The sequence below is a fragment of the Pseudarthrobacter sp. AG30 genome (genome assembly GCF_003116525.1).
Classification (GTDB): domain Bacteria; phylum Actinomycetota; class Actinomycetes; order Actinomycetales; family Micrococcaceae; genus Arthrobacter.
In genome coordinates, this window is record NZ_QEHL01000008.1 from 111291 (window position 1) to 133943 (window position 22653).

21 protein-coding genes are annotated in these 22653 nt (G+C 68.5%); 8 read left to right on the top strand and 13 right to left on the bottom strand.

Features of this window, described 5'->3' with window-relative positions; all coding sequences use genetic code 11:
- The first annotated feature begins 191 nt into the window (after nucleotides 1–191).
- The 3 genes from DC347_RS08285 to DC347_RS08295 all read left to right on the top strand — a co-directional run bounded on the left by DC347_RS08285 (nucleotide 192) and on the right by DC347_RS08295 (nucleotide 3266).
- Nucleotides 192–1589, top strand: coding sequence for an amino acid permease (locus tag DC347_RS08285; RefSeq protein ID WP_026264230.1), 1398 nt, complete (start codon nucleotides 192–194; stop codon nucleotides 1587–1589).
- Nucleotides 1590–1668: 79 nt separating this feature from the next.
- Nucleotides 1669–2496 (top strand): alpha/beta fold hydrolase, encoded by an 828-nt coding sequence (locus tag DC347_RS08290; RefSeq protein ID WP_018760079.1) that lies wholly within the window; start codon nucleotides 1669–1671, stop codon nucleotides 2494–2496.
- 68 nt (nucleotides 2497–2564) lie between these two features.
- Complete coding sequence (locus DC347_RS08295) at nucleotides 2565–3266, top strand: phosphoribosyltransferase (protein WP_051083380.1); 702 nt, start codon at nucleotides 2565–2567, stop codon at nucleotides 3264–3266.
- Nucleotides 3267–3294: 28 nt separating this feature from the next.
- On the opposite strand, the gene DC347_RS08300 is transcribed toward DC347_RS08295, so the two are convergent.
- The gene (locus DC347_RS08300) at nucleotides 3295–4629 is read right to left on the bottom strand and encodes an MFS transporter (RefSeq protein ID WP_018760081.1); all 1335 of its coding nucleotides are present in this window, start codon (nucleotides 4627–4629) and stop codon (nucleotides 3295–3297) included.
- Nucleotides 4630–4879: 250 nt separating this feature from the next.
- On the opposite strand from DC347_RS08300, the gene DC347_RS08305 reads away from it, so the two are divergent.
- On the top strand, nucleotides 4880–5614 hold the full coding sequence (locus DC347_RS08305) for an IclR family transcriptional regulator (RefSeq protein WP_018760082.1): 735 nt from the start codon (nucleotides 4880–4882) through the stop codon (nucleotides 5612–5614).
- A 31-nt stretch (nucleotides 5615–5645) separates the two neighbouring features.
- Here DC347_RS08305 and DC347_RS08310 read toward each other — a convergent pair whose 3' ends face one another.
- From DC347_RS08310 to DC347_RS08325, 4 genes are all read right to left on the bottom strand, one after another.
- Nucleotides 5646–6986 (bottom strand): MFS transporter, encoded by a 1341-nt coding sequence (locus DC347_RS08310; RefSeq protein WP_109045039.1) that lies wholly within the window; start codon nucleotides 6984–6986, stop codon nucleotides 5646–5648.
- An 83-nt stretch (nucleotides 6987–7069) separates the two neighbouring features.
- Nucleotides 7070–10171, bottom strand: coding sequence for an AAA family ATPase (locus DC347_RS08315; RefSeq protein ID WP_109045040.1), 3102 nt, complete (start codon nucleotides 10169–10171; stop codon nucleotides 7070–7072).
- The gene (locus tag DC347_RS08320) at nucleotides 10168–11346 is read right to left on the bottom strand and encodes an exonuclease SbcCD subunit D (protein ID WP_109045041.1); all 1179 of its coding nucleotides are present in this window, start codon (nucleotides 11344–11346) and stop codon (nucleotides 10168–10170) included. The genes DC347_RS08315 and DC347_RS08320 overlap by 4 nt, the downstream gene beginning before the upstream one ends.
- A gap of 57 nt (nucleotides 11347–11403) precedes the next feature.
- On the bottom strand, nucleotides 11404–12420 hold the full coding sequence (locus tag DC347_RS08325; protein WP_109045042.1) for an MIP/aquaporin family protein: 1017 nt from the start codon (nucleotides 12418–12420) through the stop codon (nucleotides 11404–11406).
- Between the two features lie 208 nt (nucleotides 12421–12628).
- Here DC347_RS08325 and DC347_RS08330 point away from each other — a divergent pair, with 208 nt between their 5' ends.
- A complete protein-coding gene (locus DC347_RS08330; protein ID WP_109045043.1) occupies nucleotides 12629–13708 on the top strand; it encodes an ADP-ribosylglycohydrolase family protein in 1080 nt (359 codons plus the stop codon).
- On the opposite strand, the gene DC347_RS08335 is transcribed toward DC347_RS08330, so the two are convergent.
- Together DC347_RS08335 and DC347_RS08340 are read right to left on the bottom strand one after the other, a co-directional pair.
- Nucleotides 13689–14168, bottom strand: a complete 480-nt coding sequence (locus DC347_RS08335; RefSeq protein WP_026264232.1) for a DUF4395 domain-containing protein — start codon at nucleotides 14166–14168, stop codon at nucleotides 13689–13691. The genes DC347_RS08330 and DC347_RS08335 overlap by 20 nt on opposite strands.
- Before the next feature lie 80 nt (nucleotides 14169–14248).
- Nucleotides 14249–15316, bottom strand: coding sequence for an exonuclease domain-containing protein (locus DC347_RS08340; RefSeq protein ID WP_018760089.1), 1068 nt, complete (start codon nucleotides 15314–15316; stop codon nucleotides 14249–14251).
- A gap of 98 nt (nucleotides 15317–15414) precedes the next feature.
- Between DC347_RS08340 and DC347_RS08345 the strand changes: the two genes are divergently transcribed.
- The gene (locus DC347_RS08345; RefSeq protein ID WP_043423662.1) at nucleotides 15415–16209 is read left to right on the top strand and encodes a VTT domain-containing protein; all 795 of its coding nucleotides are present in this window, start codon (nucleotides 15415–15417) and stop codon (nucleotides 16207–16209) included.
- 77 nt (nucleotides 16210–16286) lie between these two features.
- Here the strand turns inward: DC347_RS08345 and rdgB are convergent, their stop codons facing one another.
- The 6 genes from rdgB to clpS form a co-directional block, all read right to left on the bottom strand.
- Nucleotides 16287–16934, bottom strand: a complete 648-nt coding sequence (gene rdgB, locus DC347_RS08350) for an RdgB/HAM1 family non-canonical purine NTP pyrophosphatase (RefSeq protein ID WP_109045044.1) — start codon at nucleotides 16932–16934, stop codon at nucleotides 16287–16289.
- Entirely contained in the window at nucleotides 16931–17689 is a 759-nt protein-coding gene (gene rph / locus DC347_RS08355) for a ribonuclease PH (RefSeq protein WP_026264233.1), read from the bottom strand. Before rph ends, rdgB begins: the two co-directional genes overlap by 4 nt.
- 29 nt (nucleotides 17690–17718) lie before the next feature.
- On the bottom strand, nucleotides 17719–18516 hold the full coding sequence (locus DC347_RS08360; RefSeq protein ID WP_018760093.1) for an MBL fold metallo-hydrolase: 798 nt from the start codon (nucleotides 18514–18516) through the stop codon (nucleotides 17719–17721).
- Nucleotides 18513–19541, bottom strand: coding sequence for a glutamate racemase (gene murI / locus DC347_RS08365; protein WP_240617734.1), 1029 nt, complete (start codon nucleotides 19539–19541; stop codon nucleotides 18513–18515). The genes DC347_RS08360 and murI overlap by 4 nt, the downstream gene beginning before the upstream one ends.
- 105 nt (nucleotides 19542–19646) lie before the next feature.
- A complete protein-coding gene (locus tag DC347_RS08370; RefSeq protein WP_018760095.1) occupies nucleotides 19647–20213 on the bottom strand; it encodes a DUF2017 domain-containing protein in 567 nt (188 codons plus the stop codon).
- A complete protein-coding gene (gene clpS / locus DC347_RS08375) occupies nucleotides 20206–20589 on the bottom strand; it encodes an ATP-dependent Clp protease adapter ClpS (RefSeq protein WP_109045045.1) in 384 nt (127 codons plus the stop codon). Before clpS ends, DC347_RS08370 begins: the two co-directional genes overlap by 8 nt.
- Nucleotides 20590–20680: 91 nt before the next feature.
- Here clpS and DC347_RS08380 point away from each other — a divergent pair, with 91 nt between their 5' ends.
- The gene (locus DC347_RS08380) at nucleotides 20681–22009 is read left to right on the top strand and encodes a nicotinate phosphoribosyltransferase (RefSeq protein ID WP_026264234.1); all 1329 of its coding nucleotides are present in this window, start codon (nucleotides 20681–20683) and stop codon (nucleotides 22007–22009) included.
- Nucleotides 22010–22018: 9 nt separating this feature from the next.
- Nucleotides 22019–22651, top strand: coding sequence for an isochorismatase family protein (locus tag DC347_RS08385; protein ID WP_109045046.1), 633 nt, complete (start codon nucleotides 22019–22021; stop codon nucleotides 22649–22651).
- Nucleotides 22652–22653 lie beyond the last annotated feature (2 nt).

The window sequence follows — 22653 nt, forward strand, 5'->3', positions numbered from 1 at the left end:
CGACGGAAAAGGAAATGTTTCCGCGCCGGCGGCCCAGGCGCCGCAGCGTCCCCGGGAAGCCGCAACCTGGTGCAGGGACGGGGCGCGCGTTTTTGGCCGGCTGCCGGAAGCGGTAAATTCAAGTGGTCCCACAAGGACCTCCGGCCCACGGGACCGGACCCCGAACCAACCCCAAGAAGGTTTACCGCCCCATGACGATGAAGTCCGCCCCGACCACATCCACCACAGCGCCACCCAAGGCTCCGGCAGGCCACAGCATGAAGCCGCGCCAGCTCACCATGATGGGGCTGGGCAGCGCCATCGGTGCCGGATTGTTTCTGGGATCGGGCGCCGGCGTGCAGGCGGCCGGCCCGGCGGTCCTCATCTCCTACCTGGTGGCGGGGACCCTCATCATCCTGGTGATGTGGGCCCTGGGTGAGATGGCAGCCGCGAACCCGAACAGCGGAGCGTTCTCGGTCTACGCCGCACGCGCCCTGGGCCGCACCGCGGGAGCCACCATCGGGTGGCTTTGGTGGCTGCAGCTGGTGGTGGTGATCGCGGCCGAAGCCCTGGGCGCGGCCGGCCTGCTGTTCTCCGTCTGGCCCGTGGTGCCGGTCTGGGCGCTGGCACTGCTGTTCATGGTGGTCTTCACCGGAATCAACCTGGCCGGCGTCCGGAACTTCGGCGAGTTCGAGTTCTGGTTCGCCATCCTCAAGGTGGCCGTCATCGTCCTGTTCCTGGCGGTCGGCGCCGCCTTGCTCCTGGGCCTGCTGCCAGGCGTCGAGTCCCCCGGCGCGTCAAACCTCACCACCAACTTTGCCCCGCAGGGACTGGGCGGGGTGGCGTCGGCCCTCTTCGTGGTGATCTTCGCATTCGGAGGCACGGAAATCGTCTCCGTCGCTGCGGCCGAAACCGAGGATCCCCAGCGCAGCGTCGGCAAAGCCATCCGGACCGTGGTGTGGCGGATCCTGGTGTTCTACATCGGCTCGGTCTTCGTCATCGCCGCGGTCCTTCCGGCCACGTCCGCGGGCCTTGCCTCGCCCTTCGCCGGAGTGCTCGACGCCGCCCGGATCCCCGGCGCGTCCACCGCCATCACCCTGGTGGCCGTCGTCGCGCTCCTCTCGGCACTGAACGCGAACCTCTATGGCGCCTCCCGCATGGCGTACTCGCTGGCGCGGCGGGGCGAGGCGCCGCACCTCCTTGCCCGACTCAACGCCGCCGGCGTCCCCATGCTTGCCGTTACGGTCTCCGTGGCCTTCGGCTTCATCGCCACTGTGCTGGAGCTGCTGTTCCCGGAACGGGTCCTGCCCGCGCTGTTCCAGCTGGTGGGCTCCACCTGCCTGGTGGTGTGGGGCAGCGCGCTCGTGTCCCAGCTGATCCTGCGGCGCCGCGCCGACCGGGACGGGGCAGCGCTGCCGCTGCGGATGAAGGGATTCCCGGGCTTGACCATCCTGGGACTGGTCCTGCTGGGCCTGATTTTCGCCGTCGGCTTCAGCGCCGAGGCCAGCCGGGCCCAGCTCCTTGGCACCTTGGCCCTGATCACCGGCATCGCGCTGGCCTGCGCTGCAGCCGCCCGGCTCACCAGCCGGAACGGTGCTGCCAGCAGGTAGAGTGAAACTACCTTTCCAAGGAAGACGCACCGACGCGCCGGGTCCGCCTGGGCGCCGTACCTGATGAGGAACTGACAGCATGAGCGGCAGGCACACCGGACAGCAGCAGGCGCACACGGTCGAGGGCACCGACCCGCAACTCTTCGTGGCGGTGCACGAGCCGGCGGAGGACGCCGGGCTCCGGCCGGTGCTCCTGCTGCACGGGTTCTCCTCCTCGTCCAAACTCAACTGGGAGGACACAGGCTGGGTGGCCGCCCTGCTGGAGGCCGGGCGCCGGGTCGTCACCGTGGACCTTCCCGGCCATGGCCGCAGCGGCGCCCCGGAAGACCGGGACTCATACTCCCCCAGCAGGATCAGGGCGGACCTGCTTCAGGCAGCGTTCGACGCCGGTGCGCGGCCGCTGCACGACGGCGATCCTTCCAGCGGCCTGGACGTGGTGGGATATTCCCTGGGTTCCCGGCTCGCCTGGGAGTTCGCCGCAACCCAGCCGGAACTCGTCCACAGGCTGGTGCTGGGCGGACCCAACAATACCGACCCGCTGGCAGCCTTCGATCTGCGGGCCGCGCAGGACTACCTGGCGGACGGCACGCCGATCGCTGACGAATCGACGGCCCAGCTGCTGAAGATGGCGCTGCTGCTGCCGAGCAACAACATCTTCGCGCTGTTGTCGCTCGTGGAAGCCATCAAGGCGGAGCCCTACGACCCCGCCGAAGCGGTGCCCCACGTACCCATGCTCCTGGTTGCCGGGGACAAGGACGAACGGGCCGGCACGCTGCCCCACCTCGCCGAACTGGCGCGCGGAGCCGGGTCCATGGCCGAGCAGCTGCTCCTGCCGGGCCGGAACCACACCAACGCCATCACCAGCAGGGCCTTCAAGCAGGCCGCCATTTCCTTCCTGGGTGTGTAGCCACCGGCGGCACCCGGCCGCCCCACGGGCTTTCGTTCACACCGGGCCCGGCCCGCGGGGAGGGACAGATGCCGACGCGTTTTGAAGACCGCACGGAAGCGGGGGTGCGCCTGGCTGCCGCGCTTTCAGCGTTCCAGGAGCGGCCCGGCACCGTGGTCCTTGGCCTTGCCCGCGGCGGCATCCCGGTAGCGGCGGCCACAGCACGTGCCCTCCATCTGCCCTTGGGTGCTGTCCTGGTGCGGAAACTGGGGATCCCCGGCTATGAAGAAACCGCCTACGGTGCCCTGGCCTGGACATCCGGAAGGATCGTCCGGCTGATCAACAAGCCCCTGCGGGAGCGGGTCCTCCAGCACGGCGTTCGCCGGGAGTGGCTGGATGGCGTGGAGGACCGCGAACGCAGCGAAATCCTGCGCCGGGCTGCCCTGTATCCGGGAACCGGCCTGGACCTGGCCGGCAAGGCCGTCCTGCTCGTGGATGACGGCCTGGCCACCGGCGCCACCATGCGGGCCGCCGTCGAGGCCGTGCGCGCCGGCGGCGCGGCAACCGTGGTGGCCGCAGCTCCGGTGGGTTCCGTTGACGCCGAGGCCTCGCTGGAGCGCGTGTGCGACGCCGTCGTATGCCTGCACCTGCCGGGAAAGTTCCGGGCCGTGGGCAGCTTCTACCGGCACTTCGGGCAGCTGACCGACGACGACGCCATCACCGCGCTGCGGCAGGGACCGCCGCTGCCGCACGCCGCAGGCCCGGAGCAAAGTCCGGGCCTGCGGAGCTGAGGACCGGCGAGCCGGCCACGCAACGGTGTTAGTGGTGGCTGCTGACGCCCAGCGGCCGCCCCTTGGTTTCCTTGGCCAGCACCACGCCGAGGGCGGAGATGACGCACAGGACCATGATGTAGATGCCGATCGAACCGGCCCACTTGGTGGACTGCAGCAGGGATTCGGCGATGGTGGCGGCAAAGGCCCCGCCCAGGATGGCGCCAAAGGCGTATCCAATGGAGATGCCGGAGTACCGCACTTCGGCCGGGAACATCTCGGCGTACATGGCGGACATGGGGCCGTAGGAAAGGCCCAGGCCAACGGTCAGGACGAACAGGGCCACCCCGTACAGGACGATGTCCTTGGTGTCGATCAGCGCGAACATGGGGATCATCCAGGCGAACACGATGGCGTAGCCGATCAGGAACGTCTTGACGCGGCCGATCCGGTCGGACAACCAGCCGCCCACCAGCGTGAAGATCAGCCAGCCGAAGGAGGCCAGGGTGGTGGCGAGCAGGATCTGCGGGGTCGGCATCTTCAGGGTCTTGGTGGCGTAGGAGATGAAGAAGGCGATGAGCAGGTAGCCGGCTGCGTTGTTGCCGATGAAGATCATGGTCGAGTAGAGGACGGGCTTCTTGTGGTTGCGGACCAGTTCACCCAGGGGCGCCTTGCTTTCCTTCTTCCGCAGTGCCATTTCCTGGAAGACCGGGCTCTCGGCCACGGCGCGGCGGATCAGGTAGCCCACCACGATCAGCACGATGGACAGCAGGAACGGCACCCGCCAGCCCCAGGCTGCGAAGTCTTCCTTGGACATGCCGGTGTTGAGGAAGAACAAGAGGCCGGTGGCCAGGATCATACCCACCGGGACACCGATCTGCGGGTAGGCGCCGAACAGGCCGCGGCGGTTCAATGGTGCGTGCTCAACGGCCATCAGCGCGGCCCCGCCCCATTCGCCGCCGGCCGAGAAGCCCTGGATGATCCGCAGCACGATCAACAGGACTGGGGCCCAAGCCCCGATCTGCGCGTAGGTGGGGAGCACGCCGATCAGTGCGGTGGCCGCACCCATCATCACCAGGGTGAAGACCAGCATGGCCTTGCGTCCCAGGCGGTCGCCGAGGTGCCCGGCAATGACGGCGCCCAGGGGTCGGAACAGGAAGCTGATGCCGATGAGGGCGAAGGACAGGATCTGCGCCAAGCCCGGGTTGGACTCGTTCAGCGGTGCAAGGAACAGCGGCGACAGCAGCGTCGCGGTCAGCTGGGCAAAAATGAAGAAGTCGTACCACTCGATGGTGGTGCCTACGAGGGTGCCCGCGAGGACTTTGCGCTCTTCAGTCCGGCTGCTGGGGCCGGCGGGTGTGTCCACCTTGGAAGGTGTGGTCATTTAAACTCCATTGTTTTTATTGGGCAGCGGTGCCGCCCGGACGCCTCAGGATTACCGACAGAACGGTCAGTTAGTTAGCAGGGTACTACGAAAACGTGATGCGGGACACGGAAGGACCGGCCTGGGTGGGGCCCGCCACCAACTGCGTGTTCGATAATGGAACACACTGTTCGTATAGAGGACAATACAGTCACGACGCGGCGAGGACAAGGGTCCTGTGCCCGCAGTTTCGGCAACCTAGGATGGACACATGACTCCTCCCGCCGCAGCGCAGGCCGGAGCGGCCCTGCCGCAGGCTTCCCCGTCCCAGACCCTGTCGCGCGGTATCCGTGCCCTCGAGATCCTGGCGGCCGCTCCGGGACCGTTGACCATCGCCGAGCTTGCGGACGCCATGGGTGTCCACCGCTCGGTCGCCTACCGGATCCTGCGTACCCTGGAGGACCATTCGCTCCTGGTGCGCGACGATGCGGGCCGGGTGCAGCCCGGCCCGGGCCTCGCGGTCCTGGCCCGCGGCGTCTCCCGCAACCTGCAGAGCGCCGCGCTTCCTGAGCTGACCCAGCTGGCAAACTCGCTGAACATGACGGCCTTCGTAGCCGTGTGGGACCACCATGACTGCATCACCCTGGTCACGGTGGAACCGCGGCACTCCGGAGCCACTGTGGCCCAGCACCCGGGAACCCGGCATCCCATCAACGCCGGGGCACCCGGGATCGCCATCCAGTCCGCCCTGACGGAGGCCGAGTGGAACAGGCTGGGGACCGGGATTCCCTACCGTCCGGAGGCCACCGAGGCGCGCCGGAAGGGATACTCCGCCAGCCATGACGAGGTCATCGCCGGAGTTTCCTCCCTGGCGGCGCCTGTCCGGGTGCCCGGCGGCCGGCCGGCCGCCCTCGCCGTCGTCTACATCCGGTCGGCCCACGACCCCGAGGCCGTGGGTACCGCCATTGCCGAGAGCGCGGCCCGGATCGAGAGCCAGCTGGCCTGAGCCGGTGGACCGCCGGCCACGGGTTCGGCCGTCAGCGCCGCCGGCGGAGTGCGACGGCGGTCCCCGCACCAAGCAGCGCCAACGCTGCGGCCGCGCACACCGGGACCAGGAACGCCGCGCCGGCCCCATGGATCTGGGCCAGCTGCCCGCCAATGGCTGAGCCCACCGCCGTACCGGCGACAATGCCGCTGGCCAGGCCGGTCATCACGGTGCCCAGGCGGCCGGCGGGAGCCAAAGTGCCGCCGACGGCAAACACCGTGACCATGACCGGCCCGACCGGAAGCCCAAGGACCAGCAGGACTGCCGCCATCATGGGCAGGGACGATGGCAACAGCAGCAGGACGGCAAGCGCGGCCATGATGACTGCGCACACCACCCAGCGCAGGGCCAGGCCTGCCTTGCGCGGCCAGTAGGCAACCGAGAGCGCAGCGGCCGCAGAGCTTAGGCCCATGACCGCGTACAGCAATCCCGCGATCTCCGCACCCGCCAGGCCGGCGGAGAAAGCACTGAGGGCCGCTTGGGTGGACCCAAAGAACGTGCCCATGCAGACCATCGCCACCACGGGCAGTGCCACGGCCAAGGGCAGCTTTCGGGATGTCTCAGCGCCCGCGCCTTTCCTGCCCCGGGCGTGCCGGGTGACCGGCACGGCCCGATGGGTGGGGTGAACGGCAAACGCCGGGACAAGCGTGATGGTCAGGGCAGCGGCCAGGGCCAGCGGCAGCCAGGGCGCCACCAGGCTGGCAAGCGCCCCCACGAGCGCGGGCCCCAGGACAAAAGTCACTTCGTCAGCAGTACTTTCGTAGGAGAGCGCGGTGTCCAGGTCGCGTTGGCCGCGGACGTCGGCGCCGGCACCGGCCGCGGCACTTGTCAGTGACATCCACCGGACCCTGGCCAGCGGACCCACCTGCGGGCACGTTGCTCCGGCAGCAAAGGCCGCTGCCAGGACTCCCAGCGGGAATCCGCCGGTTTTTCCGGCGGCAAGGGCGGCCAGGACCAGCACCAGCACGGCCACTGTGTTGAGCACTGCCGATACCAGCAGCACGGGGCGTTGTCCACGCCTGTCGGCCAGTGCCCCAAGGAAGGGAGCGCCCAGTGCCGAGCCAATGCCTACTGCGCCGGCGGCCGTCCCTCCGACGGCAAAGGAGCCGCTGACGGAGGTCACCAAGGTCAGGGTGCCGACGGTCAGCATGGCCAGCGGCAGCCTGGCGAAAAGTCCCAGCGGAAGAAAAGTCTTGCCGGCGAGTTCGGGGAGGCGCGCGAAGCGGCCTGCTGCCGTTCCACCGGAATCCCGGGCAGAGTCGTCCCTGGCGGAAGGGCCCGTGCTTCGGGCCGGAGCGTCGCGGGTGGTTGAAGGGGTGGTATGAGGTGTCAATTCCGGGCTCGTTCAATCCATGCGCATCGTCCCTCCTCCCGATGCGCGCAACCCGGTAACGCGGTCCAGTATATCCGCCGGGGTCAGGAAAGTGCGTCCACGCTTTCAGATATCCGCAGCGTGGAGCCGTTCCGGCTCTTGAGCACCTGCAGTTGGGTGCCAATCCGCTGTTTCATCTCGGCCACATGGCTGACCAGCCCCACCACGCGGCCGCCGTCGCGGAGGCCTTCGAGGGCGTCCATGACTTGTTCAAGGGACTGTTCATCCAGGCTGCCGAAGCCTTCGTCAACGAACAGGGTCTCAATTTCAACGCCGCCTGACTCCTGCTGGACCACATCCGCCAGGCCCAGGGCCAGCGACAGCGACGCCATAAAGGATTCGCCGCCGGACAGTGTGGACGTGTCGCGGCGGAAGCCCGTCCACTGGTCCACCACTTCAAGGCCCAATCCCGATTTGGCACCGCGGGCCGCCTTGGCATCGGTGTGCTGCAACAGGTAGCGGCCATCGCTCATGGCCACCAGGCGCTCCGATGCGGCGAGGGCGACCTGTTCCAGCCGCGCGGCCAGGACGTAGCTGTTCAGGCTCATCCGGTAGGTGTTCTCCCCCCTGCCCGCGGCCGCTTCGGCCAGCCCGGCGAGCATCTGTGCCCGCTCGGCCGGTTCCCGGGACGAGGACGCCAGGGCCTCATATTCCGCCGCTATCGAGGTAAGGGCCGCCAGGCACCGGCGGGCCAGTCCTGCGGCGAGATCAGCCTCCCGGGCGTCATGGTGCGCGGCAGCAGCCTGGCTGCGGAGTACCTCGAGCCGTTCATCGTCGGGTAGGAAGCCGTCTCCTGCTTCGGCCATGGCCAGCACCAGGTCCTCCGACTCGAACAGCCCGGCTACCCGGGCAGCTTCTTCCCCGGCCGTGCGGACCTCAGCTTCGAGTGCTGCCACTTCCGCAGCTCCCAGCAGTTGGCTGCGAACCTCGGCGGCAGAGGCGAAACCCGCCCCCGGCAGGGCAAGCTCGAGGTTCTCCTCCGCTTCGGCGGCCTGCGCCCTGGCGGTGTCCAGCCGTAATTGCGCTTCAACAGCCTTATCCAGGACCGCCACGGCGTCTTCGAGGACCCGCAGCCGCCGGTTCAAGGTGCGGTGGTTTCCGCGCAGGCCGGCAAGGGCCCCGTCCAGTGCGGCAGCCTGTTCGGCGAGGTCGGCGAGCAGGACAGCGGTGTGGGACAGCTCAGCCTCCGCGTCTGACAGCGCGGAGCGGGCCTGTTCGATACCTGCATCGAGTGCCTCCAGCCGTTGCCGCTGTTCCTGGAGCTCTTCCGCGGCCTGTTCGGCGGCCTCTGCCGCAGCCAACGCCTCCTCGGCCCCTGTGCGGGCCTCGGCCACGGGGATGGTCCCGCCTTGTCCGGCGAGGACGGCCACCGTTTGCTCGGCTTCGGCGCGTTCGGCGCTGACAGCGCTGTGGGCTGCCTCGGCCGCTTCATAGGCGGCGTGGGCCTCTTCCTCGGCCTGGGCCAGCGACGGTCCTTCCGTGCCGGATCCCGCCGGCGCCGGATGTTCTCCGCTTCCGCAGACCGGGCAGGGCTCACCGGCCACCAGTTTGGCCGCAAGCTCGAATGCGGCATTGGCGAGCCGGACCTCCCGCAGGTCCAGCCACCGGCCTTTCGCCTCCAGCAGGCTTTCCCGTGAGTCGTCGTATCGGGCGTTCACGAGGTCCCGGCCCTTCATGGCCGTCCCGTACCGCCGGACGACGTCGAGAAGTTCCGTGGCAGCGGCCGCCTCCTTGCGGCGGAGCGCGGCGTCGGCGGCACGGAGCTCCAGCTGGCCCATGGTTCCGGCCAGCAGCTCCCGGTCCGCCAGCAACTGCGCAACCCGGCTTCCCAGCGTCTCCACGTCCAGCCTGAGTTCGTCCTGCCGGCCGGCCAGGCTGCGGTGGCGTCCATACAGCTCCTGCAGCCTCTGCTCATCCGGCAGCCGTGCTTCGACGACGGCCAGCAGCGACCGAAGCCGGGCCAGCTCCTGGGCGGCCCCCGGCACGATTTCCGCCGTATTGTGGCCTGCGGAGCCCTTGTGGGTTTGCACCGGCGGCACGGCGGCTTCATCCGCGCCCAAGTTGAGCTGGGCGAGTTCGGTACTGTCCGCGGCAGCCATCCTGAGGAGGGTCATGGCGGCCTCAGCGGCGCCCCCGGCGCTTTGCACTTTGCCGGCCGCCGCATCCACGGCGCGCAGCTGTCCCTGGAGGACTTCCGCCTCGCGGTGCCGGCCCAGCCGGGCAGCGAGTTCTTCCTGCCGTGCTGCCCCGTCCTTCACGGCCTGCTGCCGCACGGTGGCCGCTTGGAGTTTGCGGGCCCGCTCGTGCCGTGCGGTTTCCCGTTCCACGTCACTGCGGCGTTCCTGGCTGAGGGATGTCGCGCCCGCTGCGTGCTCCGTGAGCTCTGCCAGTCGCGCAGCAACAGCGGCCTGCAACCAGCCAAGCCTGCCTGCGGTATCCTCTGGCGCCGGTGCCTCGTCCTGCGGGAGCTGGAGCGGCGCGGCCTCGGCTTCGGCACGGGCCGACAGCATACCCAGCTGGCCGACCAGGGCGGCAACGTCATCCCTGGCCGCGGCGGCCTGGCGGGACAGTTCCTGTTCCAGGGCTTCAAACCGCTGCGTCCCGAAGAGTTTCTGCAGCAGGTCAAGGCGGTCCGCAGCTTTGGACCTGAGGAACGCGGCGAATTCCCCCTGCGGCAGCATGATGACCCGGGTGAACTGTTCACGGTCCATGCCCAGCAAAGCCATGATCTCTGCTCCGGCCTCGTCATTGCGGGCAGATTTTTCCACCCAGGTTCCGCCGACGCGTTCACGGAGCAGGGTTTTGGCCTGCTGGGTGGTGAAACCGTTCCTGCCCCGTGCACTGGGCTTGTCCCATGCGGGCGAGCGGGTGACCTCGAAGCGGCGCCCCTGGGCGGAGAATTCGCAGGTTACGGCCGGCTCCTGGCCGGGCTCCGCATGGTCGCTGCGGAGCCGCTTGCCGTCCTGCCGGGCACCCGGAACGGATCCGTACAGGGCAAAACAGATGGCGTCGAGGACGCTGGTCTTGCCCGCACCGGTAGGCCCGTTCAGCAGGAACAGGCCGTGGGCGCTGAGCCGGTCGAAATCGACGTCTTCTGTTCCGGCGAACGGGCCGAAGCCTGAGATGCGCAGATGGTGGATCCTCACCGCGAGGCCTCCAGCAGGCGGACGTTCTCCAACGCGGCGGCGAGCGCCTCTTGTTCATCCTGGTCCGCGCTGCGCCCGCGCACGTGGTCCAGGAAGCCGCAGCACACGGCGAGGTCGTCCGGGGCGTGGGCAAGCCTGCTGCTGTAGCTTGCCTGGTCCGGGTCGTTCCCGCCTTGCGGGTCGAAAGCCAGGACCAGGGTCTCAGGGAACCGCGCACGGAGCCGCTCCATCGCCCGCACGGGACGCTGGGCATCAGTGAGGGTGACCTGGCAGTAGGCGGTCTCGGCCCAGGCATGCCCGGGCTCATCAAGGAGCTCGGCCAGGGTGCCGCGCAGCACAGCGAGGGTTCGCGGGGCATCCCACTCGATCTCCTGCACCGAGGTGACTCCATCCGGCTCCAGGTCCACGAGCCAGGCACCTTTCCGCTGCGTGGACTCGGAAAAGGAATAGGCCAGCGGGGAGCCCGAATAGCGCACGCGCTCAGACAGCGCCTGGCGTCCGTGGAGATGGCCGAGTGCGGTGTAGCCGAATCCGTCGAACAGGTCCAGGGGAACGGCACCCACGCCGCCGATGCTGAGGTCCCGCTCGCTGTCCGAGCTGATGCCGCCGCTGGCGAAGGTGTGGGCCAGGACCACCGAATGGACGGTGGCGGCGTTTGTACGCCGTGCGATGTCGGCCCGGATAAGGGCGGTGGCCGCCCGGGTCACCTCGAAGTGGCTTGCCGTTTCCACGCCCAGCTGGTCGGCAACGAGCCGGGGTTCAAGCCAAGGAATGCCGTACAGGGCCAGGACGGCGTCCCGGCCCGCGGCGTCCTGCCCGAGCGGCAACAGCAGTGGATGGTCAAGCTCAGCCACCTTGGTGCGCAGGTGGACTCCCCCGCGTTCCAGCAGCCGCGAGGCAAAACCCAGCCGAATTGCGGAGTCGTGGTTACCACTGGTGATCACCACCTTGGCTCCGGCGGAGGTGAGCCTGACCAAGGCGTCATCGAGCAAGTGGACCACGTCAACCCCTGGCAGTGCCCGGTCGTAGACATCGCCGGCAATCAGGACGACGTCGATGCGCTCCCGTTCCACCGTTGCCACCATCTGGTCGATGAAGGCCCGCTGGGCGTCCAGCATGCCAACGCCGTGGAAGGACCGGCCCAGGTGCCAGTCCGAGGTATGAAGTAACCGCATATAACTACGCTATCGGCAGCCACTGACAGTCGCGGAAACCGCCGCGGCCCGGACTGATCAGGATCGCTTGCCCTCGAAGAACTCCTGGGCCTCGCTGACGTTGCGTGCCTGCCCCTCCGGTGCGGCAGTGCGTGCCGCCGGGAGTTTCGGCTCCGCACCCGGAGCGTCGGCGTCATCGTCGATCCGGGACTGGACCGGCGAAGACCCGGCCCCGGCGTCCCCGCCACCTGCTTCCACACTCGCGTCGTCGTGGGTGGCAGCGTCCGCCGCTGCGGCGCTGTGCGGGGCGTCAGCCGTGCCTGAAATCCGGAACACCAGGCCCGCGATGGCGGCGCCGGCCAGCGGGGCCACCAGGAATACCCACACCTGGCCCAGCGCCGCACCGGAGCTGAAAACGGCAGAGGCGAGGGCCCGGGCGGGGTTGAAAGGCAGGTTGCCGACGGACTGGCCCACCTGGAGCAGCGCCGCGAAGGACAGGCCCACGGCAACGGCGGCAACCGTCCGGCTGCTGCCCTCCACGCCGGCGTTATCGCGCAGGCCGCCGTTGTCCCGGCCGGCAGCGCCCAGGAAGATTGCCACGATGATTGCGGCTCCCAGCAATTCCAGCAGCACAACCGCGGCAAGGGGTGCCTGGATGATGGAATGGTCGCCGAAGCCGGCGGCCACCGTATCGAAGGCGGTCCGGCTGTCGGGAATGCCGGGCAGGGTACGCAGGATGCCGAACAAGGCAAGGGCACCCACCAAGGCGCCCACGAGCTGGGCGGCGGCGTACGCTGCGGCCGCCCCGGCCCGGATCCGGCCGGCCAGGAGATGGCCCAGGGTGATGGCCGGGTTGAAGTGGCCACCGGAGATATGCCCGAAAGCGAGCATGGCGGCCGTGATGGCGAGGCCGGCAGCCAGGGCCGCGGGTACCGGGCTGGACTGCGGAATGCTGAACAGCGGTACGCCCAGCCCGGCCACCGCCAGGAAGAGGCTGCCGAAAGCCTCGGCTGCCAGGCGGGGCAGCAGTGCCCGGCTGGCGGGATCCGTGCCGCCGGGCTGCAGTGCGTCGCGGGCTGGGACAGGGGTGCTCATGGCTGGACCTTTGCTCGTCGGGTGCTTTCTGGGGTTGCGGAGCCGCCCCGGCCGGCAGGGGCGGCGGGCAGCGCAGGCAACCCGAGCAGTATTCCAGCCCAGTCTGGGCGTTTGCTGGACACCTGCTGTCCACACCCGCTTCCCGGTTCCCCACCGCCGGACGCGCCCCCAACCGTTCGGTGTGCGTCCGGACGGTAAATTTGTCTCCATGAGCATCGACCACGGCACGCCCACTCCCAAGTCCCGGATCCACGGCTCCCTCTTGGGCGGGGCCCTGGGCGACGCGCTGGGCTACGCCGTGGAGTTCGATTCCATCGACGAGATCAGCCGGCGGTTCGGCGCCCACGGCCTGACAGGCTTTGAAGACCTCTCCGGCCCCTGCCATTTCTCCGACGACACGCAATTGACCCTCTACACCGTGGACGGCCTGGTGGAGGCGCTGGAGTGGGCCAACTCCGGTGTGGGCGCGGACGTGAATGCGTGTGTCTGGCTGGCCTACCTGCGCTGGCTGGCCACCCAGGGCATAGACGCCGGGCCGTCCGCACCGGCTCCCCGGCCGCGCTGGATCGACGGCAACGACGTGCTGCGGCAGCAGCGCCACCCGGAGCAGGACTGCATCAGCGGCCTGGCCACCGGTGAGATGGGAACGTCGGTGCGGCCCGTTAATCCGGACTCGAAAGGTGCCGGCACGGTGATGCGCTCGGCGCCGTTCGGGTTGATCCCGCACATCTCGCCCGAGGCGGCCTATAAGTTGAGTTCCGATGCCGCGTCACTGACCCACGGCCACCCGGCAGCACGCCAAAGTTCCGGTGTCTTCAGCCTCCTGATCCACCGCCTGGTCGCCGGAGAGGAGCTCCGGGAAGCCGCCGCCGCCGTGACCGCGCACGCGGCCGCCATCCCGCACGTGGCACCGGAGCTGCCCCACCGGCTTGAAGCGGCCCTGCGGCTCGCAGAGACGGCAGTTCTTCCGCCCGAGGAACTGATCCAGGCACTGGGCGAGGGCTGGTTCGCGGAGGAGGCTCTCGCCGTCGCACTCTACGCCGTCCTCGCCACGCTTCCGGCCGGGGGCGCCCCGGTGCTGCCGGAACAGCACTTCCGGGACGCCATGGCCGTGGCGGTGAACCACAGCGGCGGCAGCGACACCGCCGGCTCCCTGGCGGGCAACATCCTGGGCGCCTGGTACGGCGAGGACTGCCTGCCCGCCCCATGGCTCGGCGCCTTGGAAGGCCCGGAGGTGGTCCGTGGGATGGCGGATCAGCTGGTGCGCGTCACGACCGGCGAAGGCTGATGTTGCTGCAGGCCTCACAAACATCCTCGGGGATCACTCCGCGGCGCTGCAGGAAGCCGAAAATCGTGCAACCCAGGCAGAATCCGGCAAACGCTTCAAGCGATGCCGCCACTACCAGGATCCCCAGCAGCAACCACGCTGCCAGGCCCAGGCCGGACGCGAACAGCAGCAGGGCGGCCGTGGAGACGGCCGCGCCGATGCCCTGGGCAAAGCGCTTTGGCGGCCCCGGAACGAGCTTCACCTTTCCCAGCCGCGGGGTGATGACCTTCACGGAGAGGACGGCCAACGGTGAGATCCGCGGGCCGAAGAGCAGCCGCAGCCAGAACCCGACGGCGATGGCCAGCAGGCCCCACACGGAACCAGTCACTGCCGTGACCACCGAGAGCAGTACCACCAGGGCGGCTGTGGTGCGGGCCGCATACTCGTTGACCGGGTTGGGGAAAGCGAACAAGGAGCTCATCACGCAAGGCTAGGAGGGTAGCGCCCGGCGGCCAAGATTTGTTGCGCCCGATGAACCCGGGAGGATACCGCGAGGCCGCCTCAGGCGTTGAGGGCCGGCGCGAAGGCATCCGCTCCGGCGGGTGCGGTGGGGGCGTTCAAGCGGGCCCCGGGGACGGCTGCACTGCCCACCATCTGCAGGAACTCGCCCTCGGACAACACCTCGATGGCCTGCCCGCGGTCATGGAGCTCCAGGACACGCCGCGCCTTCCCGGTCAACCGTCCGGAGCGAAGGTCCGAGGCCACAAAACCATCCCCCACCACCAGGACGGTGGTGCGGCCGGTCACCCGGCTCTCGGTACGGGCACCGTGGTGGGCCGAGCGGAGTTTGGCGTCCGGGCGGCCGATGGAAAGCTGCCCGGTGAACACGACGGTCTGGCCGTACAGCGGGTGGCCGGGCTCGGCGTCGGCGTTTGGTTCGGGATTGAGCCCTTCTTCGGGCCAACCGGACTGGAACCGCCGCACCAGCGCCGCGCCGTTGCCTGAGGCGCCGGACATGGCCGCCAGGCTGGGCTTCGACACTTCGCCGGTGGCGGGATCAAACGCCTGCTGGCGCGGCATGGCCAAACCCAGGGAAAGGTACAGTTCGGCGATGCTGTTGGCACCGTTGCGGGCTGCAATGTCGATCAGGATGCCGGCGCAGGCCCGGGCATCCTCCGCAGCATCGTGGTGGTTCACCAGCGGCACGCCCGCTTCCTCTGCGGCAAAGGGAAGCGAATTGGAGACCAGCGAATAGCAACGGCGCGACAACATGACCGTGCAGACGTAGTCGTAGGCCGGGCCCGGCAGCCCTGACACTTCCAGCGCAGAGCGGATGACGCCCAGGTCGAAGGCTGCGTTGTGCGCGGCCAGTACGTCCTCGCCGATGAACGCCCCGATTTCAGGGAACAGCTCCCCGAACCGCGGCTGCACCGCAACGTCGGCAGGGGTGATTCCGTGGATCCGGACATTGTGGTGGTCAAAGTGGTCGTAGCCGGCCGGCGGCCGCATCAGCCAGGAGGCCTCGTCGACAATTTTGCCGCCCCGTACCTTTGTCAGGCCCACCGAGCAGGGGGAGCCCCGGAAGCCGTTGGCTGTTTCGAAGTCGATCGCCGTAAAGTCCAAACCCACGGCCCCCACCTTACCGCCGACGGCGGCCCCGGGCCGGGAGGGACAGGCCCGGGAGGCGCAGGCCGGTCAAGTACGCTTGAGGGGTGAACTTTCCTGTGATGAACCACCTCGCTGTGTCCATGCTGGGCGGCGCGGGTCCGGTGCAGCCGCCAATGGCCTCCTTCCTGCCCGACTGGCTGAACCCCCAGGTCTTCCTGGCCGATCCGGCGCTCGCCCCGTGGGTGGTCCTGCTGGTATGCGGCATCGTCTTCGCCGAGACCGGCCTGCTGGTGGGGTTCTTCCTTCCCGGCGACTCCATGCTGTTCACTGCCGGCCTGCTGGTTGCCACGGGCACCATCAAGTTCAACATCTGGATCCTGGCCCTGCTGATCGTGGTCTCCGCCATCATCGGCAACCAGGCGGGATACCTGATCGGTTCCAAAGCGGGCCCTGCCCTCTTCAACAAGCCCGACTCCAAACTCTTCAAGCGCGAGAACGTCGAGAGCGCGCACGCGTTCTTTGAAAAGCATGGCGGCAAGGCGCTTATCCTGGCCCGTTTCGTTCCCATCATCCGGACCTTTGTCCCCGTGATCGTCGGCGTGGCGCAGATGAGCAAGCGCAAATTCTTCATCTACAACGTCATCGGTGCGGTGCTCTGGGGTGGCGGCGTGACACTGCTCGGGTTCCTGCTGGGCGACACCGTTCCGTGGGTCCGCGACAACCTGGACATCATCTTCATCGCCATCGTGCTGGTCTCCGTCGTGCCCATCGGCATTGAACTCCTGCGCGGCATGTCAGCCAGGCGCCAGGCGCAGGCCTACGGCACCGACGCCGTCGACGAATTTATCGAGGAGCACGGACCCGAAGCGGAGCAGAAGACTCCGCGCAAGCTCCCCGGCGGCCGGCAGGAATAGTCCGGCCCCACATCCGGAAAAAGGTGCGCACCCCGGCGGGATGCGCACCTTTTCTGTTGTGCGGCGTGCCGCTGCCTTCAGCCCGCTGCTTCCAGGGCTGCCACGATGGCGGGAAGCAGGGCACGGAAGGCCTTGCCGCGGTGGCTGATGGCGTTCTTCTCGTCGGCGGAGAGCTCGGCGCAGCTGCGGTTCTCGCCGGCCGGCTGCAGCACCGGATCGTAGCCGAAGCCGCCGGCACCCCGTGGTTTGCGCAGGAGGACGCCCTCCAGCTGGCCGTACTCCACCACCTCGCGGCCCGGCCCTGCGGTGCCGGCGGGCACTGCCAGGGCAGCCGCGCAGACGAACGCCGCGCCGCGATGCTCATCGGGAACGTCCGACAGCTGGTTCAACAGCAGTTCAAGATTGGCGGCGTCGTCACCGTGCCGTCCCGCCCAGCGGGCGGAGAAGATGCCCGGCGCCCCGCCCATGACATCCACGGCAAGCCCGGAGTCGTCGGCGATGGCCACCAGGCCGGTGGCCTCGGCCACCGCCCGGGCCTTCAGCAGCGAATTCTCGGCAAAGGTCACCCCGGTTTCGACGACGTCCGGCGCACCTGCCGCCGCAGCGTCCACCACCTGGGTGTCGACGTCGAGCCCGGGCACCTGCCCGCGCAGCAGTTCACGGAGTTCGCGCAGTTTCCCGGCGTTGTGCGTGGCGAGCACGAGCTTGGGTGAGGGTGCACTCACAGGGCGTCCGCCAAGGTTTCGCGCTGGATGGCGGCCAGCTGCGTGGTGCCCAGCAGGGCCAGGTCCAGGAGCTGGTTCAGCTCCTCCCGGTCAAACGGGGCGCCTTCCGCTGTGCCCTGGACCTCGACGAATTTGCCGGAGCCGGTGACCACGACATTCATGTCTGTTTCGGCCCGGACGTCCTCCACGTACGGCAGGTCCAGCATGGGAACGCCGTCGATGATTCCGACCGAGACGGCGGCAATGGTGTCGAGGAGTGGCTGGGCGTTCTTGGCGATGAGCTTGGTGTCGCGGGCGAACCGGATGGCGTCCGCCAGCGCCACATAGGCCCCGGTGATAGCGGCGGTGCGTGTGCCGCCGTCGGCCTGCAGCACGTCGCAGTCCAGGACGATGGTGTTTTCGCCCAGCGCCTTGGTGTCGATGATGGAGCGCAGCGAACGCCCGATCAGGCGCGAGATCTCGTGGGTGCGGCCGCCAATCTTGCCCTTGACCGATTCCCGGTCCGAGCGCGTATTGGTGGCACGGGGCAGCATGGCATACTCGGCGGTGACCCAGCCGCGGCCTTCGCCTTTGAGCCAGCGGGGAACGCCGGCAGTCAGGGAGGCCGTGCACAGCACCCGGGTGTTGCCGAACTCGATCAGTGCCGATCCCTCAGCCTGGTTGGACCATCCGCGGGTGATGCTGATGGGCCTGAGCTGGTCGGGGGCACGGCCGTCGGCGCGCACGATGGGCACTGCAGTTGCTTCAGATGTCATGCCTTTAGCTTATCGAGTGCGGCCCGCCGCTAGATCGCGTAGTGGACACCGGCCACTGCCACGGCCACGTCGCCGGGAAAAACCGGCCGGGCCTCGGCCATGACGGTGGTGGGCGATGTCCACACCGGAATGTGGGTCAGCAGGAGCCGGCGGGCCCCGGCCACGGCTGCGGTCTCCCCCGCCCGCTTTCCGGTCAGGTGCACGTCCTTGATGCCGTCGTCGCGGCCCTCTTCGAAGGCTGCCTCGCACAGGAACAGGTCCGCGTCCTTGGCGGCTTCCTCAAGCCCGGCGCAGGAGTCGGTGTCGCCGGAGTACGTGAGCGTCCGGGTGACGGGGACGCCGTCCTTGCCGGGTTCCACCACCTCCACCCGCAGGGCGTAGGCCTCTTCGATGGGGTGGTTGACGGCGAAGGGCGTGACGGTAAACGGCCCCACGGTCACGGGTTCACGTTCGGTCCAGTTGCTGAAATCGAATTCCTCGTGCATGCCGGGATCCGGGTCCAGGCCGTAGGCGGTGGCCATCCGGTTGGCCGTCGCGGCAGGGCCCCACACCGGGATGCGGCCGCGGCCCCAGCCGCCGGGCTTCCAGCGGATGGCGACGTGCAGGCCGCACAGGTCCATGCAGTGGTCCGGGTGCAGGTGGGTGAGGAAGATGGCGTCGATGTCCTCCAGGTCGGTGTACCGCTGGATGGCGCCCAGCGCACCGCTGCCGAGGTCCATCACCACCTTCCAGGTCCGTTCGCCGTCGGTGGCGGTCAGCAGGTAGCACGACGCCGGGGAGCCGGGCCCGGGGAAGGAGCCAGTGCACCCCACGATGGTCAGCTTCACGGGCGGGGTCCTTCGGCTCGGCCTGCGTCGGCGAGTCCGCCGCCTACGAAATTGGAGATCCGGGGGCGTCCGCGCGCGGCCTGTGCGGCGGCAATCATTTCCGGCGTGATGCGGGCGAGGCTGCCGGTGGGGTATTGCGCGGCGACGTGGTCCACGTGCCGGACGGAGAGGACCTCGGGGCCCAGGAACCTCCGGGCGAGCGCCTCGAACTGGCCGGCGTCGCCGGTGGCCACGAAGTGGTGCTCGGGCGGGGTGCCGGACGGGCGTTGCAGGTTGTGGGTGGCCAGCGCGCGGTAGACGTCTTTGGCTGTCTCCTCGGCGCTGGAAACCAAGGTGACGTCCGCGCCCATCACGTAGGAGATGACGCCGGTCAGCAGCGGGTAGTGCGTGCAGCCCAGGACCACCGTGTCCACCCCGGCGGCCTTGAGGGGCGCCAGGTATTCCTCTGCGACGGCCAAGAGCGCCGGCCCGGTGGTGATGCCGGCCTCGACATAGCTGACGAATTCGGGGCATGCCACGGACGTGATGTCCAGGTCCGGCGCGGCGGCGAAAGTGTCCTCGTACGCGCGCGAGCCCACCGTGGCGGAGGTGCCGATCACGCCGATTTTCCCGCTGCGGGTGGCGGCGACGGCGCGGCGCACGGCGGGCTGGATGACCTCGATGACGGGGATGCCGTATTTGGCGGTGTACCGCTCGCGGGCGTCCCGAAGGACCGCGGCCGACGCCGAGTTGCAGGCGATGGTGAGCAGCTTGACACCGGAGTCCACCAGTTCGTCCATCACGCCCAGGGCGTTGGCGCGCACCTCGGCGATGGGCAGCGGGCCGTACGGTCCGTGGGCGGTATCGCCGACGTAGAGGATCGATTCGTTGGGCAGCTGGTCAATGATGGAGCGGGCCACGGTGAGCCCGCCAACACCGGAGTCGAAGACGCCGATGGGCCGGGTTTCCGGTGCGGCGGCCGGGAGGTCGCCGTCGCCGGCAGGCTGCGCATCCAACGTCGGGTCCGTGCTCGAGGCTGTTGTCATGATTATTCGAGGATAGGTCTTCCCGGAAGGCTCAGCCATCATCTTGTGTCCAGCGACTCATGTCGAATGTGTCACAACCAACGGCCTCCCCCTGGCCGCCGCAGCTCACCGGCGGGTTTCCAGGGACTGCAGCATGGCCTGGACCACGGACTCTTGAAGCCACGTGGTGAAGTTGTAAACCAGGGCCAGGTAGCTTTCCACATCCTCGGCCTGGGACCAGTCCTGCATGCGGTGGACGTGTTCGGCGTCGGCCTCGTCGCGGATGTCCAGCCGCTCTGCCAGGACGAGCCGGACGTCATTGAGCGCCATGGACCAGTGCTTTGCCCCCTCCGGCGTCAGGACGATCTCATCCTTGTCCAGGTCCAGCGCCGCCGCACGGAGCGCCCCGATTTTTGTTTCCCGCAGCGAGCGCTCGGTGAGCTGGCGGAACTCCAGGGACGCGGCGTCGTCGTTCTTCGAGATGTTGGGAAGGAGCCGCTTGACCGCGCGGTCCGTAGGTTCGGCAACGTCCATGTCCAGGCCAATGAGGGCAGCCAGCGGGTCCTGTCCGTCGCGTTCCTCCGGCTGGAGCATGGAGATGACGTCATCGATCAGGCTGCGCAGCAGGTCCCGTTCGGCAGGTTCCAGGAACCCGGTGATGCCCTTGAGGCCGTATTTGAATGCCTTAGCCACGCTTCCCCTTACCCTGGCCCGGACCGCCGGACTTCCCGGTTTTGCCGCCGTGGCCGCCGCTGGCCTTTTCCACCGTGGCCCACAACCCGAACCCGTGCATCGCCACCGCGTGGCGTTCCACCTGTTCCTTGCTGCCTGCGGCCACGATCGAGCGGCCCTTCTTGTGGACCTCCATCATGAGCTTGTTGGCTTTGGTCTCGGAGTAGCCGAAGTAGCTTTGGAAGACGTAGCTCACGTAGCTCATGAGATTGACGGGATCGTTCCAGATCACCAGGTTCCAGGGGATGTCCGGAGCGGCGAGGGAGTCGGTGGACTCCGCTGTGCCGGTCCGGACGCCCTCCCGTGTATCGGGGCCGGGCGCAACGCTTATGGTCATCTGTCCATTCTATGGGTGGGCCCACACCGGCGAGGGCCCCACGGCGAAGCGAAGCGAGACGAGGGAGCCGGTGGGGACTAGAGTGACTTTCGTGAGCACCTCCGCCGGCTGGGACCATCCCCGCACGTCCTTTTACACCGACCATTACGAGCTGACCATGCTGCAGGCGTCCCTCCATTCGGGGGCGGCGCACCGCAAATCGGTGTTCGAGGCCTTCGCCCGGCGGCTGCCGGACGGCCGGCGCTACGGAATTGTGGCGGGTACCGGCCGCCTGCTGGAGGGCATCGCAAGCTTCCGGTTCGGCGAGGCTGAGCTGGACTTCCTGGAACGTACCAGGGTGGTCAACCGGGAAACCCTGGAGTACCTGGCCAACTACAGGTTCTCCGGGGACATCTGGGGCTACGCGGAGGGCGAAGCCTACTTCCCGAACTCCCCCATCCTGATCGTCGAGGCCTCCTTCGCCGAGGCGTGCATGCTTGAAACATATCTGCTCTCCGTCCTGAACCACGACAGCGCCATTGCCTCCGCAGCGTCCCGGATGGTCAGCGCGGCCGGCGGCCGGCCGTGCATCGAAATGGGTTCGCGCCGGACGCACGAGGAGGCTGCGGCGTCCGCCGCGCGGGCTGCCGTGATCGCCGGCTTTGACAGCACCTCCAACCTGGAAGCGGGCGCACGCTACGGCATCCGCACGGTGGGTACGGCCGCGCACTCGTTCACGCTGCTGCACGATAACGAGCGGGCGGCTTTCGAGGCCCAGATCGCGTCGCTGGGCGAAGGCACGTCCCTGTTGGTGGACACATACGACGTCGAGAAGGCAGTCCGCACGGCAGTGGACCTGGCAGGGCCACGGCTGGGCGCGGTCCGGCTGGACTCCGGCGACCTCGTCGCCCAGGCACAGTGGGTACGCCGGCTGCTCGACGACCTCGGTAACGAGCACACGAAGATCGTGGTCACGTCGGACCTTGATGAGTACGCCATCGCTGCGCTGCAGTCCGCTCCCGTTGATTCCTACGGCGTGGGGACCTCACTGGTCACCGGCTCCGGGGCTCCCACGGCCAGCATGGTCTACAAGCTGGTCAGCAGGACGGACGACGCCGGAAACTTCGTCTCCGTGGCCAAGGCGGCCAAGAACAAGGCCAGCGTGGGCGGCCGGAAGTATGCGTTGCGGAAACTGGACGAGCGCGGCACCGCCACGGCCGAGGTTGTGGGGGTGGGCCACCGGCCGGAGGATGACGGCAACGACCGGCCGCTGCTGCAGCAGTTCATGAAGAACGGCGAACTGCTACCGGGATGGACCGGGCACGAAGGCGTGGTCCGCGCACGGCAGCGGCACGCCGATTCCATGGCGGAGCTCCCCCCGGTGGTGAACCGCCTTCAGCGGGGCGAGCCCGCCATTCCCACGTTCTATGAAGACCACTGAGGAGGACTGATGTCCCGCGCACTGATCATCGTCGATGTCCAGAACGATTTCTGCGAGGGCGGCTCGCTCGCCGTGGACGGTGGTGCGGCCGTGGCCGGCGCCATCAGCGAGTACCTGGACGCCCACCACAACGAATTCGACTTCGTGGTGGCCACCCAGGACTGGCACATCGATCCGGGCAGCCATTTCTCCGACACGCCCGATTTTGTTGACAGCTGGCCCCGGCACTGCGTGGCCGGAACCCGTGGCGCCGAACTGCACCCGGACCTGGACACCGAGTACATCGACGCGTATTTCCGGAAGGGCCAGTTCGCGGCCGCGTATTCAGGGTTCGAGGGCCTGTTGGCTCCCGAGGACGCCGTTCCCACCGGCGAGCGCCAGGCCGGCGCAATGGCCGGGTCCCTGGACGCGTCGGGAGTGGACGAGGACGCGATCGGGCTCGATGACTGGCTGCAGAGCCATGACGTCGAAGACGTGGTGGTGGTGGGCATCGCCACCGACTACTGCGTGAAGGCCACCTCGCTGGACGCGGTCCAGGCGGGCTACGGCGTCACCGTGTTGCGGTCCCTGACGGCAGGGATTGCCGCCGACCTCGAAGACGCCATAGCCGAAATGGAACTGGGCGGCGTGGATATCGCCTGAGG

What these genes read in the sequence shown, in the direction of transcription:
- DC347_RS08295 (WP_051083380.1), top strand. Translation starts at nt 2,565, where the DNA reads ATGCCGACGCGTTTTGAAGACCGCACGGAAGCGGGGGTGCGCCTGGCT.
- DC347_RS08300 (WP_018760081.1), bottom strand. Translation starts at nt 4,629, where the DNA reads ATGACCACACCTTCCAAGGTGGACACACCCGCCGGCCCCAGCAGCCGG.
- DC347_RS08285 (WP_026264230.1), top strand. Translation starts at nt 192, where the DNA reads ATGACGATGAAGTCCGCCCCGACCACATCCACCACAGCGCCACCCAAG.
- rph (WP_026264233.1), bottom strand. Translation starts at nt 17,689, where the DNA reads ATGACATCTGAAGCAACTGCAGTGCCCATCGTGCGCGCCGACGGCCGT.
- DC347_RS08325 (WP_109045042.1), bottom strand. Translation starts at nt 12,420, where the DNA reads ATGAGCACCCCTGTCCCAGCCCGCGACGCACTGCAGCCCGGCGGCACG.
- DC347_RS08330 (WP_109045043.1), top strand. Translation starts at nt 12,629, where the DNA reads ATGAGCATCGACCACGGCACGCCCACTCCCAAGTCCCGGATCCACGGC.
- DC347_RS08305 (WP_018760082.1), top strand. Translation starts at nt 4,880, where the DNA reads ATGACTCCTCCCGCCGCAGCGCAGGCCGGAGCGGCCCTGCCGCAGGCT.
- DC347_RS08335 (WP_026264232.1), bottom strand. Translation starts at nt 14,168, where the DNA reads ATGAGCTCCTTGTTCGCTTTCCCCAACCCGGTCAACGAGTATGCGGCC.
- DC347_RS08385 (WP_109045046.1), top strand. Translation starts at nt 22,019, where the DNA reads ATGTCCCGCGCACTGATCATCGTCGATGTCCAGAACGATTTCTGCGAG.
- clpS (WP_109045045.1), bottom strand. Translation starts at nt 20,589, where the DNA reads ATGACCATAAGCGTTGCGCCCGGCCCCGATACACGGGAGGGCGTCCGG.
- DC347_RS08345 (WP_043423662.1), top strand. Translation starts at nt 15,415, where the DNA reads ATGAACCACCTCGCTGTGTCCATGCTGGGCGGCGCGGGTCCGGTGCAG.
- DC347_RS08290 (WP_018760079.1), top strand. Translation starts at nt 1,669, where the DNA reads ATGAGCGGCAGGCACACCGGACAGCAGCAGGCGCACACGGTCGAGGGC.
- murI (WP_240617734.1), bottom strand. Translation starts at nt 19,541, where the DNA reads ATGACAACAGCCTCGAGCACGGACCCGACGTTGGATGCGCAGCCTGCC.
- DC347_RS08320 (WP_109045041.1), bottom strand. Translation starts at nt 11,346, where the DNA reads ATGCGGTTACTTCATACCTCGGACTGGCACCTGGGCCGGTCCTTCCAC.